Origin of the sequence: Luteitalea sp., from assembly GCF_044337415.1 — a bacterium.
Taxonomy (GTDB): domain Bacteria; phylum Acidobacteriota; class Vicinamibacteria; order Vicinamibacterales; family Vicinamibacteraceae; genus Luteitalea.
Genome location: NZ_JBIINP010000095.1, coordinates 1 through 16,016, shown reverse-complemented (window position 1 = coordinate 16,016; position 16,016 = coordinate 1). Strand labels below are relative to the sequence as shown.

At 70.4% G+C, this 16,016-nt stretch carries 12 protein-coding genes; 3 read left to right on the top strand and 9 right to left on the bottom strand.

What is annotated here, in order from left to right; all coding sequences use genetic code 11:
- The 6 genes from ACIRDX_RS14030 to ACIRDX_RS14005 all read right to left on the bottom strand — a co-directional run.
- A partial coding sequence (locus tag ACIRDX_RS14030) for an ATP-binding protein (protein WP_396626063.1) occupies positions 1 to 1,613 on the bottom strand: 1,613 nt, incomplete at its 3' end.
- A 159-nt stretch (positions 1,614 to 1,772) separates the two neighbouring features.
- Positions 1,773 to 2,321 (bottom strand): HupE/UreJ family protein, encoded by a 549-nt coding sequence (locus ACIRDX_RS14025; RefSeq protein WP_396626062.1) that lies wholly within the window; start codon positions 2,319 to 2,321, stop codon positions 1,773 to 1,775.
- On the bottom strand, positions 2,321 to 2,941 hold the full coding sequence (locus ACIRDX_RS14020; protein ID WP_396626061.1) for a HupE/UreJ family protein: 621 nt from the start codon (positions 2,939 to 2,941) through the stop codon (positions 2,321 to 2,323). The genes ACIRDX_RS14025 and ACIRDX_RS14020 overlap by 1 nt, the downstream gene beginning before the upstream one ends.
- A complete protein-coding gene (locus ACIRDX_RS14015; RefSeq protein ID WP_396626060.1) occupies positions 2,938 to 3,945 on the bottom strand; it encodes a HupE/UreJ family protein in 1,008 nt (335 codons plus the stop codon). The genes ACIRDX_RS14020 and ACIRDX_RS14015 overlap by 4 nt, the downstream gene beginning before the upstream one ends.
- Positions 3,942 to 4,859: a peptidyl-prolyl cis-trans isomerase gene (locus ACIRDX_RS14010; RefSeq protein WP_396626059.1), complete on the bottom strand. Its 918-nt coding sequence runs from the start codon at positions 4,857 to 4,859 to the stop codon at positions 3,942 to 3,944. Before ACIRDX_RS14010 ends, ACIRDX_RS14015 begins: the two co-directional genes overlap by 4 nt.
- Before the next feature lie 115 nt (positions 4,860 to 4,974).
- Entirely contained in the window at positions 4,975 to 7,422 is a 2,448-nt protein-coding gene (locus ACIRDX_RS14005) for a hypothetical protein (RefSeq protein WP_396626058.1), read from the bottom strand.
- Between the two features lie 317 nt (positions 7,423 to 7,739).
- Between ACIRDX_RS14005 and ACIRDX_RS14000 the strand changes: the two genes are divergently transcribed.
- Positions 7,740 to 8,120 (top strand): hypothetical protein, encoded by a 381-nt coding sequence (locus tag ACIRDX_RS14000; protein WP_396626057.1) that lies wholly within the window; start codon positions 7,740 to 7,742, stop codon positions 8,118 to 8,120.
- Positions 8,121 to 8,255: 135 nt separating this feature from the next.
- Positions 8,256 to 8,606 (top strand): hypothetical protein, encoded by a 351-nt coding sequence (locus ACIRDX_RS13995; protein ID WP_396626056.1) that lies wholly within the window; start codon positions 8,256 to 8,258, stop codon positions 8,604 to 8,606.
- A gap of 54 nt (positions 8,607 to 8,660) precedes the next feature.
- On the opposite strand, the gene ACIRDX_RS13990 is transcribed toward ACIRDX_RS13995, so the two are convergent.
- From ACIRDX_RS13990 to ACIRDX_RS13980, 3 genes are all read right to left on the bottom strand, one after another.
- Positions 8,661 to 10,160: a DUF1254 domain-containing protein gene (locus tag ACIRDX_RS13990; RefSeq protein ID WP_396626055.1), complete on the bottom strand. Its 1,500-nt coding sequence runs from the start codon at positions 10,158 to 10,160 to the stop codon at positions 8,661 to 8,663.
- 180 nt (positions 10,161 to 10,340) lie between these two features.
- Positions 10,341 to 11,540, bottom strand: a complete 1,200-nt coding sequence (locus tag ACIRDX_RS13985; RefSeq protein WP_396626054.1) for a CotH kinase family protein — start codon at positions 11,538 to 11,540, stop codon at positions 10,341 to 10,343.
- A gap of 10 nt (positions 11,541 to 11,550) precedes the next feature.
- Entirely contained in the window at positions 11,551 to 12,318 is a 768-nt protein-coding gene (locus tag ACIRDX_RS13980) for a hypothetical protein (RefSeq protein WP_396626053.1), read from the bottom strand.
- Positions 12,319 to 12,820: 502 nt separating this feature from the next.
- Between ACIRDX_RS13980 and ACIRDX_RS13975 the strand changes: the two genes are divergently transcribed.
- The gene (locus tag ACIRDX_RS13975) at positions 12,821 to 15,994 is read left to right on the top strand and encodes a Calx-beta domain-containing protein (protein WP_396626052.1); all 3,174 of its coding nucleotides are present in this window, start codon (positions 12,821 to 12,823) and stop codon (positions 15,992 to 15,994) included.
- Positions 15,995 to 16,016: the final 22 nt, after the last annotated feature.

The following is a 16,016-nucleotide window of genomic DNA, read 5'->3' as shown; positions in this document are numbered from 1 at the left end:
GCCAGGATCACCTCCGGGGCGTCGGCAATGCCCAGCCGTGCCGTGAACCAGAACGTACTGCCCTCGCCGGCCGCGCTGCGTACGCCGACGCGCCCGCCCATCGACTCGACGATCTGCCGGCTGATCGCCAGCCCGAGCCCCGTACCACCGAAGCGTCGCGTCGTCGAGGCATCGGCCTGCGTGAACGGCGTGAAGAGCCGCGCCTGCGCCTCGGGCGCGATGCCCACGCCGGTGTCCGAGACCTCGAAGCGCACGAGCACGCTCGTCGCCTCGTCCACCGTCGCGCTGACGTGCACGTGCACGGTGCCCCGCTCGGTGAACTTGACCGCGTTGCCCAGGAAGTTGACCAGCACCTGCCGCAGCCGACCCGCGTCGCCGACCAGCGCCGTCGGCACGTCGGGCTCGATCACGATGCCGCAGACCAGCCCCTTCCGGCGAGCGGCGTCGACCACGAGATCGAGCGCCTCCTCCGCGGTGACCAGCAGGTCGAGCGGCGCCGCCTCGAGGGCGATGCGGCCGGCCTCGCCCTTCGAGAAGTCGAGGATGTCGTTGATGAGGCCCAGCAGGTGGTCGGCCGAGGACCGGATCGCATCGGCGAACTCGCGCTGCTCGTCGGTGAGGTCGGTGTCGAGCAGCAGCCCCGTCATCCCGATCACGCCGTTCATCGGCGTGCGGATCTCGTGGCTCATCGTCGCGAGGAAGCTGCTCTTGGCCGCGGTGGCCGCCAGGGCGAGGTCGCGGGCCTCCGCCAGTTCGGCCGCCTGGGTCTCGAGCTCCCGCAGGTACCGCTCGCGCGTCCGCTCTGACTCGGCCGTCGCCTCCCGCTCGCGTGCCTGGGCCGCATCACGCTCGGCGAGCAGCCCGAGCAGGCGTTGCGACTGCGCCCGGCTGTTCGCCAGGGCGTAGGTGAGGGCACCGCCAGCCCCGGCGAGGGCGACACCCAGCAGCGTGACCAGTTCCGGGAGGTGTGAGTCCACCAGCGAGGTCACCGACCGCGCGGCCATCGCCAGCTCGATGCGCAGGCTCTCGCCGACGACGAGGCTCACCCACGTGGCCGAGAGCGTGACCGCGACCGGCGCCCAGTCGCGCCACTGGGATCGATTGGAGCGCACCTCGCGCGACACCAGGGCCCAGGCGGCCACCAGCGTCGCCAGCGTGGCGTGCGGCGCCATGGCCAGCTGGTCGAGCCAGGTCGGGTAGCGCAGGCTCGCCGCCATCACCGCGAGGGCGATGGCGGCGCACATGAGCAGGCCGAGCGCGCTCGTCGCCGGCACCAGCGACCACGGGTACCGCCGCGGCCCCGCCGCGTGCACCAGCCCGCCTGCGCCGAGGAACACCAGCGCGAAGGCCCACAGGGTGAAGGGCACGATGGCCCACAGCCCGATCAGCAGCGCTGCCGCCGAGGCGACGGCCGCCCACGCGCGCGGCCGGACGCGCAGTCCCAGCAGCCCGAGGATGAACCCGACCCCGCACGCTGGCGGCATCGGCGCGATGAGCCTGGACAGGACGGGGCCGCCCCCGACCCCTTGCCATGCGAGCCCGGCCGCGCACACGACGAGCGCCACGTCGAGCGGGAGCGTGTCCCTGCGGCTGGCGTCGGAAGGCGCGGGCATGGGTCGAAGACGAAGGGAGACACCGCCGGCGCCATCAGGCGTCGAGCTCGGCAGTACGCCCCTTCATCGAAACATCGGCCGAAAAATCGGTTTCAAGAGGGGAAACGAACACCCTACCTGTCCGCAGGAACCGGGCGAGGCGCCCGGGGCCTCCCGGACCTAGCCGCGGAGCTGCCAGCCCGCCATCAGCAGGCCGATGGCGGCGACCCAACTGCCCGCGACGCGCGCCACGATCCGCGCCGTCGCCGATCGCCGAGACGCAGCGAGCCCCGCGGTGAGCGCCACCAGCACGAACGTCGTCGCGACGATGCCGACGAGGCCGAGCGCCTCCCGCTGCGCCAGCGCGAGCGCCGTCCCGTTCAGCCAGCCGTGCAGGAAGCCCACCACGGCCGCCAGCGCGGCGACCAGCGCTGGCCGGAGTCGCAGGTCGGCAGCGACCAGCGCGCCAATCACGAGCGACGACACCGCCGCGACGCCCTCCGGCAACACCGGGCCGCCGGCCGCGTACCCGGCGACGCCCCCGAGGCACCACGCCAGCGGCGCCGCGAGCAGGGCGCGACGTCCGGCCGTGGCGCCATTGAGTCCGGCGAGCACACCGAGCGCCAGCACGGGCAGCAGGTCGTCCGGACTCACCAGCACGTGCAGCACGCCGTCGTACAGCGGCCCGAGCCCGGTGGTCACCAGGTGCGCCAGGAGCAGCGGCGGCATCACGCGAGCGCCCCGCGCAGGAAGTAGAGGCCGCCGGCCATCACCACGGCCCCCGCGACGCGCAGCGCCACGCGGCCCCACGGCCAGGCGTGCACCAGCCCGATGGCGATCCCCACGGCATGCAGCAGGCCCGTCGCCGTGACGAAGCCGATGCTGTACATCAGGCCGCTCTGTCCCGGGGGGAGTTCGGTGCCGTGCGCATGTCCGTGGCAAATCGCGAAGGCCCCCACGAGCACCGCCGCGACCGCGAGCGGCGGCCGCGCCTCGCGCGCCACCATCAACCCCAACAGCACTGCCGACAACGCGATGCCCAGTTCGACACCAGGTACGGGGATGCCGACCAGGCCCAGGAACCCGCCAACGGCCATGACCATCGGGAAGGTCACCGGGAGGATCCACACGGCGGGCGCGCCGAGTTGCGCCCCCCAGAGGCCGACGGCGATCATCGCCAGCATGTGATCCGGTCCGGAGATCGGGTGCGACAGGCCGTTGAGCAATCCCTGTGCGGCGCCTTGCTGCACGTGGGCATGCGCGGGGGTGGCCGTGAACGCCAACAGCGCGGCGGCAGCGGCGGCCTGCTGCATACGGCGCTCCGCCTGCTCGATTCGTGGTCGGGTCATCGCAGGTCTCCAATCAGCAGCAACGTGCGCTGGATGGTCCAGTAAGCGCCGAGCGACCCGACCGCGTAGCCAGGCAGCAGTTCGACGAGCTGCGGCCAACGGATCTCGAGGGCGCGAAACGCCCGCTCGAGACCGAGGATGAGCGCCACGAACCCGAGCTGGCCGATCTCGACGCCGACGTTGAACAACAGCAGCGCCAGTGGAATCTCCGCCTTCGGCAGCCCCATCGTCGTCAGGCCGCTCGCGAAGCCGAAGCCGTGCAGCAACCCGAAGGCGAAGGCCACGACCCACGGATGCCGGATCGTGAGGCTCGACTCCCCCCGCCAGCGGCGGACGATCTCCGGGCCGAGGAAGAGGATGCTGAGGGCGATGGCGGCGTTGAGCGGCGGCAGCGGCGCACTCGCGTAGCCCAGCGTGGCGATGGCCAGCGTGAGGCTGTGGGCGACGGTGAACGCGGTGATCGTCTTGAGCAGCATCCAGCGGTCGCCGACGATCAGCAGCAGGCCGAGCACGAACAGCAGGTGGTCGATGCCCAACAGGATGTGCTCCACCCCGAGCCGGACGTAGCTGCCGGCGCGCTGCCAGGCCGAGGTGGCCGCGCCGAGCGTCACGCTCGGGTTGGTGGGCTTGAGCAGGTGGCTCTCGAGCCTGCCGTCCTTGTGGTGCACGCGGACGATGACGTCGGTGATCGTCGACTCCAGGCCCTGGATCACGATGGTCCGCCCCTGGATCCCTCCCGGGCACGACAGCAGGCCGCGCACCACGAGGGCCCCGGGCGTGAGGGCCTGCTGGTTGGCGGTCTGCAGGCGGCACTCGGCGGGCATCACCGGCGCGATGAAGATCTCGATCTCGCCGCCCGACGGCTTCTTCCAGAGGAAGTCGTACGTGCCCGGGCGCTGCTCGCGCAGTTCGAGGAATCCCGGCCGCGTTTCGTGCGCCTCCACGGGCATCACGCACGCTGCGACGACCGCCACGACCGCGCACAGGCGACCGAGATGCGTCATCGCGGCCCCTCGGCCGGCGCAGGCGCCGGCGCGCTCGCGGGGGCTGGTGCGCCAGGTGCGGCAGGCGCGCGCGGCTCGACCACCACCGTGTAGTTGCCGAGCAGGCGGACGTAGAGCGCGTCGAGCTGACGACGACGGCGGTCGGACGTGAACTCGCGCGACACCACCGGCAGGATCTCGGCCAGCGGCGGCACGCGCCCCGGCGTGCGTTCGCTCACGAACACGAGGTGCAGGCCGTAGCCCGAACGGATCGGTCCGCTCCAGGCCCCGGTCGGCGCCTTGGCGAGTTCGGTCGCGAAGGCGTCGCCGAACTGGCGCGCGACCTCCGTCAGCGCCGAACGCGGCACGTCCGCGGGCAACATCAGCGTGTCGCCCATCGAGGCTGGCGCCGTCGTCGCCCCGCTGGCCTTCAGCTGCGCGAGCAGGGCGTCGGCGTCGCGCGCGAGCGTGTCGCGATGCGCATCCGGGCTCAGGTACACGTGCGAGAAGGCCACCTCGGGGTCCTGGCGGAAGGCATCGGGATGAGCATCGAGCCAGCGCTGGAGATCGGCCTCGGTGGGCGGCGTCGCGTCGATGGTGTCCTCGGCCGCGAACTCGAACTTCTGGCGCAGCCGTCGACGGATGACGGTGTCGTCCTTGTCGAGCCCGAGGCTCATCGCCTCGCGCGTGGCGATCTCCTCGCGAATCTGGTCCTGCACGAGGTTGCGGACCTCCTCCTCGGTAGGGAGCCGCTGCCACGTGCGCTCGAAGTTGGCGACGAGGGCGTCGATCTGGCCAGGCGTGATGACGATGCGTGAGGCGCCGGCGCTGCCGACACCCCAGCGGTCGAAGGCCAGGAACAGCAGGCCACCGATGACGAGGAAGTGAACGAGAGGCTCCCGCCACCAGCGGCTGCGGGAGTTGGTCGAGCTCATGGCGAAGGCAAGCTTACGTGAAACGGCACGGCGGGCGGAGACACGCTGGGCGAGGACGAGCCCCGCCCACCGTGAACGCCGAACCTTGAATTCTGAATTCAGAATTCAGAACTGCTTAGCGGCGACGACCGCCGCCGCCCCGGGCCCCACCACCACCGCCGTACGACCGCGAGCCGCCGCCGTACGAGCGGCTGCCGCTACCGTACGTGCCTGCGCCCCCCGATCGCGCGGTCGCCGCGCTGGTGCTGCGAGTGGCGCCCTGGGCGCGGGCACGCGCGTCGGAGTCGAGCTGGCCGACGGTGCCGGAGCCGGACGCGGCGCGGTTCTGCGCGTTGGTCTTCGCCTGGTCACGCTGCGCCGGCGTCGGCGTCTGTACGCCGCTCCAGTTGCCGCTGCCGTCGTACTTCTGCCAGCTCCCGTCGTCGCGGCGATAGACGTTGCCGTCGTGGCCGGCGTAGATGTCGCCCGAGCCGGTGCGGCCGACCGTGGTGCCGCCGGGGCCCGGCGTGTTGCGGCTCACGAACTCGCCGCCGCCGCTGCCCTGGCCGGTGCGCGTGGTGGTGCCGGTGACGTTGTTGGTGTAGCGCGAGGTGGTGGCCCACTGGTCACCGCGCTGCACGCCGGTCTGGCCCCAACTGCCGTACACGTTGCTGCCCTGGCGCGTCGCGGCGTACGTGCCGGTGCGCGGGTTGTAGGCCTGGGCCGCTCCACGTGCGCCGTAGGGGCCGTAGGCCATCGCACCGCGTGCGTACGTGCCTGTGGAGGGGTTGTAGCGCGCCGTCACGCCGGCGCCGCCGTAGGGACCGTACACGGCCGCGCCACGACCGTACGTACCGCTCCACGGGTTGTACCAGGCGCTGTAGCCGTAGGTCGGGTAGTACGGGCGGTAGTACGGGTAATAGCCGCCGTACCAGACGTAGGGCGGGTAGTAGTAGCCGGTGCCCCACACGGCGCAGCCCCACGCGACCATCAGGCCCGTGTAGGCGGCCGCCGTGGCGAAGACGACCGCGTCGCTGTGATCCTCCACCACCGTGACGTGCGTCACGTTGTAGGCCGGCGAGCTCGCCGGGATCTCGTAGATGGACTTCGGGACCTCGCCCGTCACGGCCCACGGGCCGGTGGGTGCGTCGGCGGCGAACCACACGCCCTCGAAGCACATGTAGTAGCGGTTGCCGACCTTGATGATGTCCTTGTCGGTGTTCACCGCGCGCGCCACCGTGGTCTTCTCGACGGCCTCGAACTTCGGGTCGCCCTGGTACTGCACCTCGGGCGCCTTGATGTCGGTCTTGCTCACGCGCGCCGTCTGCGGCACCTGCGCGAGGAGCACGGCCTCGGCGGCCTGCGGCGTGCCGGGCACCGACGCGAGGACACGCGACCGCTGGTGCGACTCGGGAATCTTCGCGAAGTCGGCCGGCAGGGTCGGCGTGGCGAACGTCCAGGGGCCATCGAGGGAGGGCGCGGAGAACCAGCGGCCCGCCACGAGGTAGTAGTACGCGCCGGCCTTGCCGAGCCGGAAGACGTCGCTCTCGGTGTTGGACACCCACAGCAGGCCGGTGCCGGTCACCGACAGGTACCGCGGCTCGCCCTGCATCACGATCAGCTCGGCTGGCGTGGTGCTCACGTACACCGTCGGCACCTTGCCGGAGGCGGGCGGCCGCGGCGGCATGGCGCCGCGCACATCCGACCAGTTGTCGTCGGCGGGCAGCTTGCCGAAATCGGCGGGCAGCTTCCCGGCCGACTTCCACGGGCCCTTCAGGCCATCGGCGACGTACCACGCCAGGTCGTGGCGCAGGTAGTACTGCTTGGCCGCCTTGACGTGGAACAGGTCCCAGTTGGTGTTGATGGCGTACTCGAGGTCGGTGTCCTTGACGGCCGACCAGATCGGGTCGCCGTCGATGTTCACCAGGACGGCCGCGCTCGTGCTGTGGAACACGGTGGGCGGATCGGCCTTCACGCCATCCATGTTCTTCGGGATGACCTGGCTCTTGTCGACGTACGCCAGCACGCGATCGAGCGCGATCACGCGGTCCTGGTGCGGCACGGCCGCCGAGACCTCTGCGAGCAGCGCCTGCGCCTTGTCGGCCGGCACCTCCGGGAAGTGCGACCGCACGATCTTCCAGTCGGAGAAGCTGACGAGCCGCTCGTCGACGCTGACGGCGGTGTCGGCCTCGATCTGGATGGTGCCGAGGGCGCGCGTGGCGCCGTCCTTGGACGCGTAGCCCACCGCCGCGTGCATCACGGCGTGCTTCTGGTCGGTCCAGCTGGCGACCTGAGGCTCGTACAGCGTGACGGTGGCCTGGGTCGCCGTGGTGAAGGTGCGCGGCCAGCCGCCGTCGGCAGGCACGGCAGCCGGCGCGGCCTTGGGTGCAGCCGCCTTCGGGGCCGCCTTCGGGGCGGGCGTGGCCTTGGCCGCAGCAGGAGCGGCAGTCGTGGCCGGCGCCGGCTTCGGCGCGGCGGCCGGGGCCTGGGCCTGGGCCTGCAGGAGAGGCGTGAGGGGCGACATCCCCACGAGCGCCGCCGCGAGAACAGCGGCAGGCGCGTGCAACGGAGTGTGGCGAAGCATCATCGGTCTCGTTCTCGGTGTCCGTGGCCGTGGACCGGCATCCGGTCCTCGTGACGCATGGCGAACACCGCCACTGCGTCCAGCCGACGATTATGGACGAGTAAGCGTCCGGTTCGGCCGTGGTGATTTTGTCGATTCGATGGCAAAGGCGTCGCAGATTCGGTACGCGTGTCGCAACGGGATGGCAGCGCGATGAAGAAGTCGTCGGCGTGTCATGAAGCGGGAACGCCACCGCGAAGGGCGGCGTATCCCCCATCAGAACGCCATCGCCGCGCCGGCGTCATCGTCATCTTCCAGGCGCGACAGGAGTGACATACATGCGCACCATCCTTGCTTCCGCTCTCGGTCTCCTCACCCTCGCCGGCGCTGCATCGGCCCAGCCCCTGCCCACCGAAGTCTGGGGCGGCGGCGTGATCGTCAAGGTCGACACGGCCGCACGCACGATCGCCGTGCGCCAGGGCAGCGCCGAGACCACCTACGTGGTCGCGGAGTCGGCCGAGGTCAAGGACGGCAAGAAGGTCGTCACGGCCGCCGACCTCTCCGGCAGCGTCGGGCAGCAGGTCCGGGTGTACTACGCGACCGCGGGCGACACCCGCACCGCGAGCAAGGTCACGCTGCTCGGCATCCCCACCAAGGGCTCGGCGGCGGCCATCTCGGCCTCGGTGGTCAAGGGCGAGAAGGCGACGACGCCGGAGTAGCAGAGCCGGGTACCGGGTACCGGGTACCGGGTACGACATGGCGGGCAAGTCCGTTGGGGCTTGCCCGCCTGTTTCGTGTGGGGCGTATGATTCGGCAGCCCTCCCCCGCTCTCCGGGGTCGGGCGCGGAGACGCCATGCAGGAACGACGACGCCTGAAGCGGCGCACCCTCATCTACTACCTGCGGGTGACCGACGACGAGACCGGCCAGGACATCGGCCACCTGGTGGACATCACCACCGAGGGCGCGCTCGTGATGAGCACCACGCCCATCGAGGTCGGCAAGACGTTCCGCCTGCGCATGCAGTTGCCCAACAGCGACGGCACGCCCGGCAAGGAACACGTGGAATTCGAGGCGCGCAGCCTGCGCAGTTCGCGCGACGTCAACCACGACTTCATCGACACGGCGTTCCAGGTGACGAGCCTCAGCCCCCGTGACCGCAGCCACATCGAGATCCTCATCGACGACTACGGCTTCAGCGACTGAGCCGCCCCTCTCCGGGTGCCGAGTACCCCGTACCCGGTACCCGTACCCCGCTACCTACTTCGGCGAACCCTCGAGCTTCGGCGCCACCCAGGCGCCGCTCACCGCCTCCGGCTTCGGCCAGTAGAGGCGGAGGAACAGGCGCGTCGGGCCATTGGGCGCAGGCAGCCAGTTGGACTCGAGCGCCTTGCCGGGCGACTCGTGCTGGACGTACAGCGTCAGCCCGCCGTCGGCATCCTTCTTCAGCGACGGCAGCATCGGCGAGTTGATCAGGTACCGCTTCAGCGGGTTGGCGTACAGCAGGCTCTGGGGCGACGTGTAGAGCGTGAGCGACCAGAACGCGTTGACCGGCGGCAGTTGCCCGGGCGCGAAGCGCAGGCGGTAGTTCTGCGTCGAGCCGTCGAGCGGCTGCCCCTTGGCATCGACGAAGAACGCCGGGTACATCGCCTCGTCGCGCGAGTTGCCGTAGATACCGAGCACGGCGGCCGTCATGCGATGCAGGTAGTTGTTCTTCAGGAAGTCGCGCGTGCCGAACACGTCGCCGGTGCCGACCTTGCCCGTGTCGACGCTGGTGGCCTTGAACGCGCCGAATTCCTTCCATGCGTCGGCGATGCCGTCCTCGAGGGCCTTGCGAACCTCGGGCGACAGCGAGGCCGCGTCGAACGGCCTGCCCGCGCCGACGCCGATCTTCGCGAATCGTTCCATCAGCGCCACTTCCGACGGGTGCGTCGGACAGGCGATGAGCGCCGTGTTGAGGATGCGGAAGACGTCGGCCGACGTCTTCTGCTGCTCGCCGGTCAGCGGTGCGACGAAGGGGAACGGCGGCGCGGCCGCTGGCGCCGGCGTGCCGAGGTACTGCGACAAGGTCTGCACCTTGTAGCCCGCCTGCACCCGCTTGACCGCCGGCAGGTCGGCCGGCCCCTTCAACTGTGTCCGGTAGATCGCCAGCCCCAGTTCGGTCTCGGCGTTGATGACCTGCAGGACGCCCTTGGGCGTCTCGCCCTTCCACGACGGCCCGGCGATGAGATAGCTGCCGCCGCCGTTGCCGGTGGTCCGGCTGCCGATGTACGCGAAGTTGTGCGTGTAGGCGTCGATCAGCTGCACAGAGAAGTAGCGGTCCTTCTCGATCGCGGGCAGCGTGAGCACGATCGGCTCCGCCCGTAAATCGAGCCCGAGCATCGAGTACGGCGTGTCGGAGTTCGGCGTCTGCACGGCGACGTCGTCGGGCGTGAACACGCGCGCGACGCTGGCCAGCTTGTTGTAAGGCCCCTTGTACTCGGGGTTCGTCGTGTCGACGAAGTACGCGTGCTGGATGCGATAGCTGTCGACCAGCGGGAAGCCGTAGATGTAGGCCTCCTTCGCGATGGCGCGGACCTCGTCCAGTGAGGGGCCGCCGACCGGCGTCGTCGCGGGAGCGGGCGCGGCCGCATCCTTCGGCCCGCTGGCCGTGTCGCTGGGTGTGCTGCTGCACGCCGAGAGGGCGAGCACGGCGGCAAGGGCAAGGGTGGAGGCAGGGCTGGTGCCCGACCACCTGGCTCGGGAGGACGATGAAGTCATCCGTCCTGAATACCACCGCCCGGCGCCAGGAGTCGTCCCGAATCAGGGATTAGGACCAAGGTCCAGTCGGGAGAATTTCAGGATTCCAGGATTTCAGAATTTCACAGCGGTCAGTGAGCGTTCACGGGGGCGCTGACCGTCGCCCAAGGGCGACGGCTACGAGCGGACGCGCGGCGCAGGTCAGGGCGCCGCGGTGGCGCGCACCTGGTCGAGTTGCGCGCGCACCAGCGCACCGCGCGCGGCGATGAAGGCGCGCAGGCTCGCGAGGGCCTCGGCGCGCGTCGCTTCGTCGAACTGCTTGCGCATGTCCTGCCGCGCCGCCTCATCCACGAGCGCCGCCGTGGCCTCGAACTCGCTGGCGAGCCAGCCGTCGGCGTCGGCCAGGCCGGCGACCTGCTGCAGCGCCGCGAGGTACGCCTCGCGCAGGTCGGGGAACGCGAGGGCCTGCCGCACGAGCACGTTCTCGTCGGTGCGCAGGAAGACGTCGGTCGCGACGTCGCCGAACGCCTGATCCTTGTCCCACGGCAGGAACTGGTGCTGCGTGCCCGCATCGGGCCGCTGCAGGTAGAAGTTGTTCATGCCGTCGTAGCCGAGCAGCCCGTCGTTGTCGGCCGTGAAGGTCTCGACGGCCAGGTACGTGAGCATCTGCCGCAGATCGAGCCGTGGTTCGACGAGCGCACGCCACGACTCCCCTGTCGCCGCACCGGACGCCGCGAGCAGGTCGCGCAGCGGCGCGTACAACGTCTCGACCGGCCGGCTTTCATGCGTGCGCGCCTCGAACAGCGGCACATACGGATCGAGGCCCGTGCCGAGGTCCTGGGCGCGATAGGGGCCGAGGAACTTGTACTCGAACAGGACGCCCTCGTCGTTGCCGATGCGCGTCAGCATCTGCGCGTTGATCTCCTCGACCAGCGCGTAGAGTCCCTGGTACTCGCCGTTGATGAAGACGCGGACGAACACCTCGCGCGGCGCCGGCACGCCCATCGCCTCGTACAGCCGGAGCGCGAGCCGTTCGCGGATCATCGTCGGGTCCTGCCAGAGGTTGTCGAGCACCATCGCCTTCTGCCCGGCGAAGCGCTGGCCGCTGGCGTAGCGGTTGAAGTCGAGCCGCAGACCGACCTTGGTGGCGTTCCGGCTCCCGAGCCCGCGCGACCGCACGCCGATGTTGCGCACGACCACGCCGCGGTACTCGAAATCGGCCGGGTAGTACGTGTTCTGGTCGGCGGTGGCGCGCAACTGCGCGAGGTCCGCGGAGTTGACCCACAGCTTCACGTCCGACACGCCGGCCTGCTCGAAGGGGTCGATGTCCTGGGCGCGGGCAGGCCCCGCCCACGCGAGCACCAGGGCCAGCGCCCAGGCGACCGTCACGATGCGATGCATGGCGGAACCCTCAGAAGGTGGCGGGCGTGGGGTGGAGCGGCGTGGAGACATCCGCCGTGGCGCTGGTAGCGGCGCTCGTGCCGGGCGACTGCAGGGCGCGCGGCAGCACGCCGGCGAGGTCGCGGTCGATGGTGGCGCCGATCTCGGCGTCAAACGCCAGCACGTCGCCGGCCGGCCGGTCGTAGGTCTGGGCCCAGAGATGCGCGTCCGACGCGGCGTCGATCAGCTGCACCGTGACCCGCACGCGGTCGCCCTGGCGCACGATCGAGCCCTCGACCACCAGGTCGACGCCGAGTTCGGCGGCAATGGCCGGCACGGGACGGGCCGCCTGCTTGTACTGCATGGCCGAGGTGCGCGAGGTCACGTGGACCCGGCCGCTGCGGGCCAGGGCGGTGGTGACCGCATCGGTCAGGCCGTCGGCCATCGACGACGTGGTGGTCGACGGCGAGTAATCGGCAAAGGGCAGCACGACGAGGGCCGGACCGGCGCCGCGATGGGCCTTGACGTAGGCGACCGGGGTCGCCGGCGTCGAGACGCGCGCGGCCGACGGCGTGGCCGACCTGGCGCCCTGACTGTTCATCACGGCGAGCCCGAGGAACACGGTGGCAGCGGCGCCCACCAGTTGCGCCGTGACGCGGCTGGCAAAGGCAATCCAGACGGACTTGACCTTCTTGTCCTTCTTGCTGGCCGGAGGCAACGCCTCGGCGGCCGGGACCGAATCGGCAGCCGGGGCGTGGGCGGGGTGAAGGGGCGAGAGAGGCGAGGTCTGGTCCGTCATGGCTCGAAGGCGACCGGGGCGCCTGCATCCGTGCAGGGTCTCGATCGCGGTCTGAGGGGTTAGACGGAAGGTTTATGGCAGAACCGTGACGCGGTGTTGAAAGCGTCTGGGCCGGGCCGGCCATGGTTGTTCCACAGGACCCGGATGCTCGGTGCTGCCGCGAACCGTGCTGTCTCGCCGCCGCTGCTGGGGAGCGGTACGGAAGCTCAATCGGCCGCGCCACGCTCGAACGTGAATCGAATGTTGGCCCTCCATCGGCAGTGGAGAACCCTCGAGAAGCAGACTGGAGTCTGACTTGGCGACTAAAGTCGCCACAGAAGCGCCCATTCGCTCTCATCAGCAGACGCCAGCCGTGCCGACCTCCGGCCAGATCACCGAGGCGCCGTGGCACATCGCTTGCTCTGGCCCAGACTGCGGTTCCTGTCCGTCACCTCCATCCCCAGGGAGTTCCCATTCGATGAGGCTCGTCCCCAGCCCGTCCCAGTCGTCCCCCGCGCGTCGCGTGCGCGGACTCGTCCTCGCTGCCCTGGCCATCTGCGGCCTGGCCGCCCCGGTATCGGCCCAGAGCGTCTCGCTCACCACCATCGGCGCGCCCTACACCCAGAACTTCGACACCCTCAGCAACACCGCCCTCAGCACCACGAATCCTCTCACCATCACCGGGTGGAGCCTGGCCGAAAGCGGGACGAGCACCCGCAACAACGGGCAATACGCCGTTGACACCGGCAGCAGCAACACCGGCGACGCCTACAGCTACGGCGCGGCCGGCGATGCCGAGCGTGCGTTCGGGTCCCTCCGGAGCGGCACGCTGGTCCCGGTGTACGGCGTGGCCTTCACCAACAACACGGGCGCGACCATCACCAGCCTGCGCGTCGGCTACACCGGTGAGCAGTGGCGCATCGGGAACACCCTCGCCGCCCGCGAAGATCGCCTCGACTTCCAGTACAGCCTCGACGCGTCGTCGCTGGCCACCGGCACCTGGCAGGATGCCGACACCCTCGACTTCATCAACCCGATTCAGACGGCCACCCTCGTCGGCGCCCTCAACGGCAACAGCGCCCAGAATCGACGCGCGCTCGACGCCACGATCTCGGGCCTGTCGATTCCGAACGGGGCCACGTTCTGGGTGCGCTGGAACGACGCGGACGGCACGGGCGCCGACGACGGCATGGCCGTCGACGACTTCTCGCTGACGCCGCTCGGCGGCAGCGGCCCGGTGACGCCGACGTTGTCCGTCAACGACGTGTCGCTGGCCGAGGGCAACAGCGGCACCACCACCTTCACGTTCACGGTGAACCTCTCCGCGCCGGCCCCGACCGGAGGCGTGACCTTCGACATCGCCACGGCCGACAACACCGCCACCACGGCCAATGGGGACTACACGGCCCGGGCGCTCACGGGCCAGACCATCCCGGCCGGCAGCAGCAGCTACACCTTCGCCGTCGCGGTGCTCGGCGACACGGCGGTCGAGCCCAACGAGACCTTCTTCGTCAACGTGACGAACCTGATTGGCGCCAATGCCGGCGACATGCAGGGGCAGGGCACGATCCAGAACGACGACGTCGGGTTGACCGCGATCCACGCCATCCAGGGCTCCGGCTCGACGTCGTCACTCGTCGGCCAGGTGGTCACCACGCGCGGCATCGTCACGGCCCTCAGGTCCAATGGGTTCTACATCCAGATGCCCGACGCCCAGATCGATGCCGACCCGATGACCTCCGAAGGCATCCTGGTATTCACGAGTTCCACACCGCCGGCGGCCGCGGCGGTCGGCAACCTGGTTCAGGTGACGGGCACGGTGACGGAGTTCGTGTCGAGCACCACGCCCACCTACCCGAAGCTGACCGAAATCACGAGCCCGATCACCGTGCAACTGGGCACCGGCAACGCGCTGCCGACCGCGGTGGTCCTCGGCCCCACGGACTTCACCACGCTGGACTCGCTCGAACGGTACGAGGGCATGCGCGTCACCGTGCCGTCGCTGACGGTGACACACGCGACCGACGGCAACGTGAGCGAGTTCAACGCGACGTCGACGAGCAACGGCATCTTCTACGCCGTCCTGACGGGCACGGCCCGGCCGTTCCGCGAGGCGGGACTCGAGCCGTTCGCCGTGACACCCGCCGGCACGCCGGCCAACGTGCCGCGCTTCGACGGCAATCCCGAGCGGCTCCGCGTCGACAGCGACGCCATCGCCGGGAACCCCGCGATCAACGTCGCCACAGGCGCCGTGGTCTCCGGCCTGACCGGCCCGCTGGACTTCGCCGGCGGCTGGTACACCCTGCTGCCGACCAACAGCGCCAGTGCCGGCGTGTCGGGCGGCCTGGGGATCGTCAGCGTGCCCAATCCCGCGGCCGGCGAGTCCACGGTCGGCGCGATCAACCTCGAGCGCTTCTTCGACACCGTCAACGATCCGCTCACCAGCGATCCGGTCCTCACCGTGGCGGCCTTCGATCGCCGCCTGGCGAAGGCCTCGGCCACGGTGCGCCTCGTGCTGAGGTCGCCGGACATCCTGGCGGTCGTCGAGCTGGAAGACCTGGCGACCCTGCAGGCACTCGCCGACCGGATCAATGACGACACGATCGCGGCGGGTACGGCATCGCCGGGCTACCAGGCCTATCTCGTCGAGGGCAACGACGTCGGCGGCATCGACGTCGGCTTCCTCGTGAAGTCGGCCGTGCAGGTGGTGGCCGTCACGCAGCTGGGCGCCAGCGCCACCTACGTCAATCCCAACAACGGCGTGAGCGAACTGCTCAACGATCGCCCGCCGCTCGTGCTGCAGGCCGTCATCACGCCGACGGGCGGCACCGCCCTGCCGCTCACCGTCATCGTCAACCACCTGCGATCGCTGAACGGCATCGACGACGAGGGCACCGACGGCACCGGCACGTCCGGCGGACGGGTGCGCGCGAAGCGTCGGGCCCAGGCCGAGTTCCTCGCCACCCTGGTGCAGCAGCGGCAGGTGGCCAACCCGAACGAGCGCATCCTGCTCGTGGGCGACTTCAACGCCTTCGAGGTGAACGACGGCTACGTGGACGTGATCGGCACGATCGCCGGCACGCCGACGCCCGGCGATCAGGTGGTGTTGGCCTCACCCGACCTCGTCAACCCCGACCTGATCGACCTCGTGCGCTGGGTGCCGCCTGCTGAGCGCTACTCGTACGCGTTCGAGGGCAACGCGCAGGTGCTCGACCACGCGCTCATCACGCAGAACCTGTCGCGGCTGGTGAGCCGCATCACCTTCGCGCGCAGCAATGTCGACCAGCCCGAGACGCGCCGCAACGACACCTCCGCGGCGCGCGTCAGCGACCACGACGGCGTCGTCATCGGCCTGGCCACCGGCACGCCGAAGCTGTCGGTGACCGTGGCCGGCGTGGCCGACGGCGGGTCGCTGGTGACGCTGCGCTTCCGCAACACGGGTGCGGGCAACCTGTTCAACCTGGTGGTCGATTCGCTGCGGACGCGCGTCACGTCGGGTGCCGGCTCGGTGGCGCCGACCACCGGAGTGCCGCTCGCGGTGGCGCCCGTGCTCGGGCCGGGGCAGTCGGTGACGGTGACCGTGGCGGTCACCTCGGCGCCGACCGTCCTCAAGTACGCCCTCGGCGAAGGCGGCAGCTACCAGACGGCCAGCGGCGCCACCCTGCGGTTCTCGTCGACGCAGAGCGTGACCAAGTAACAGGAACACGGCGGGCCCGCGT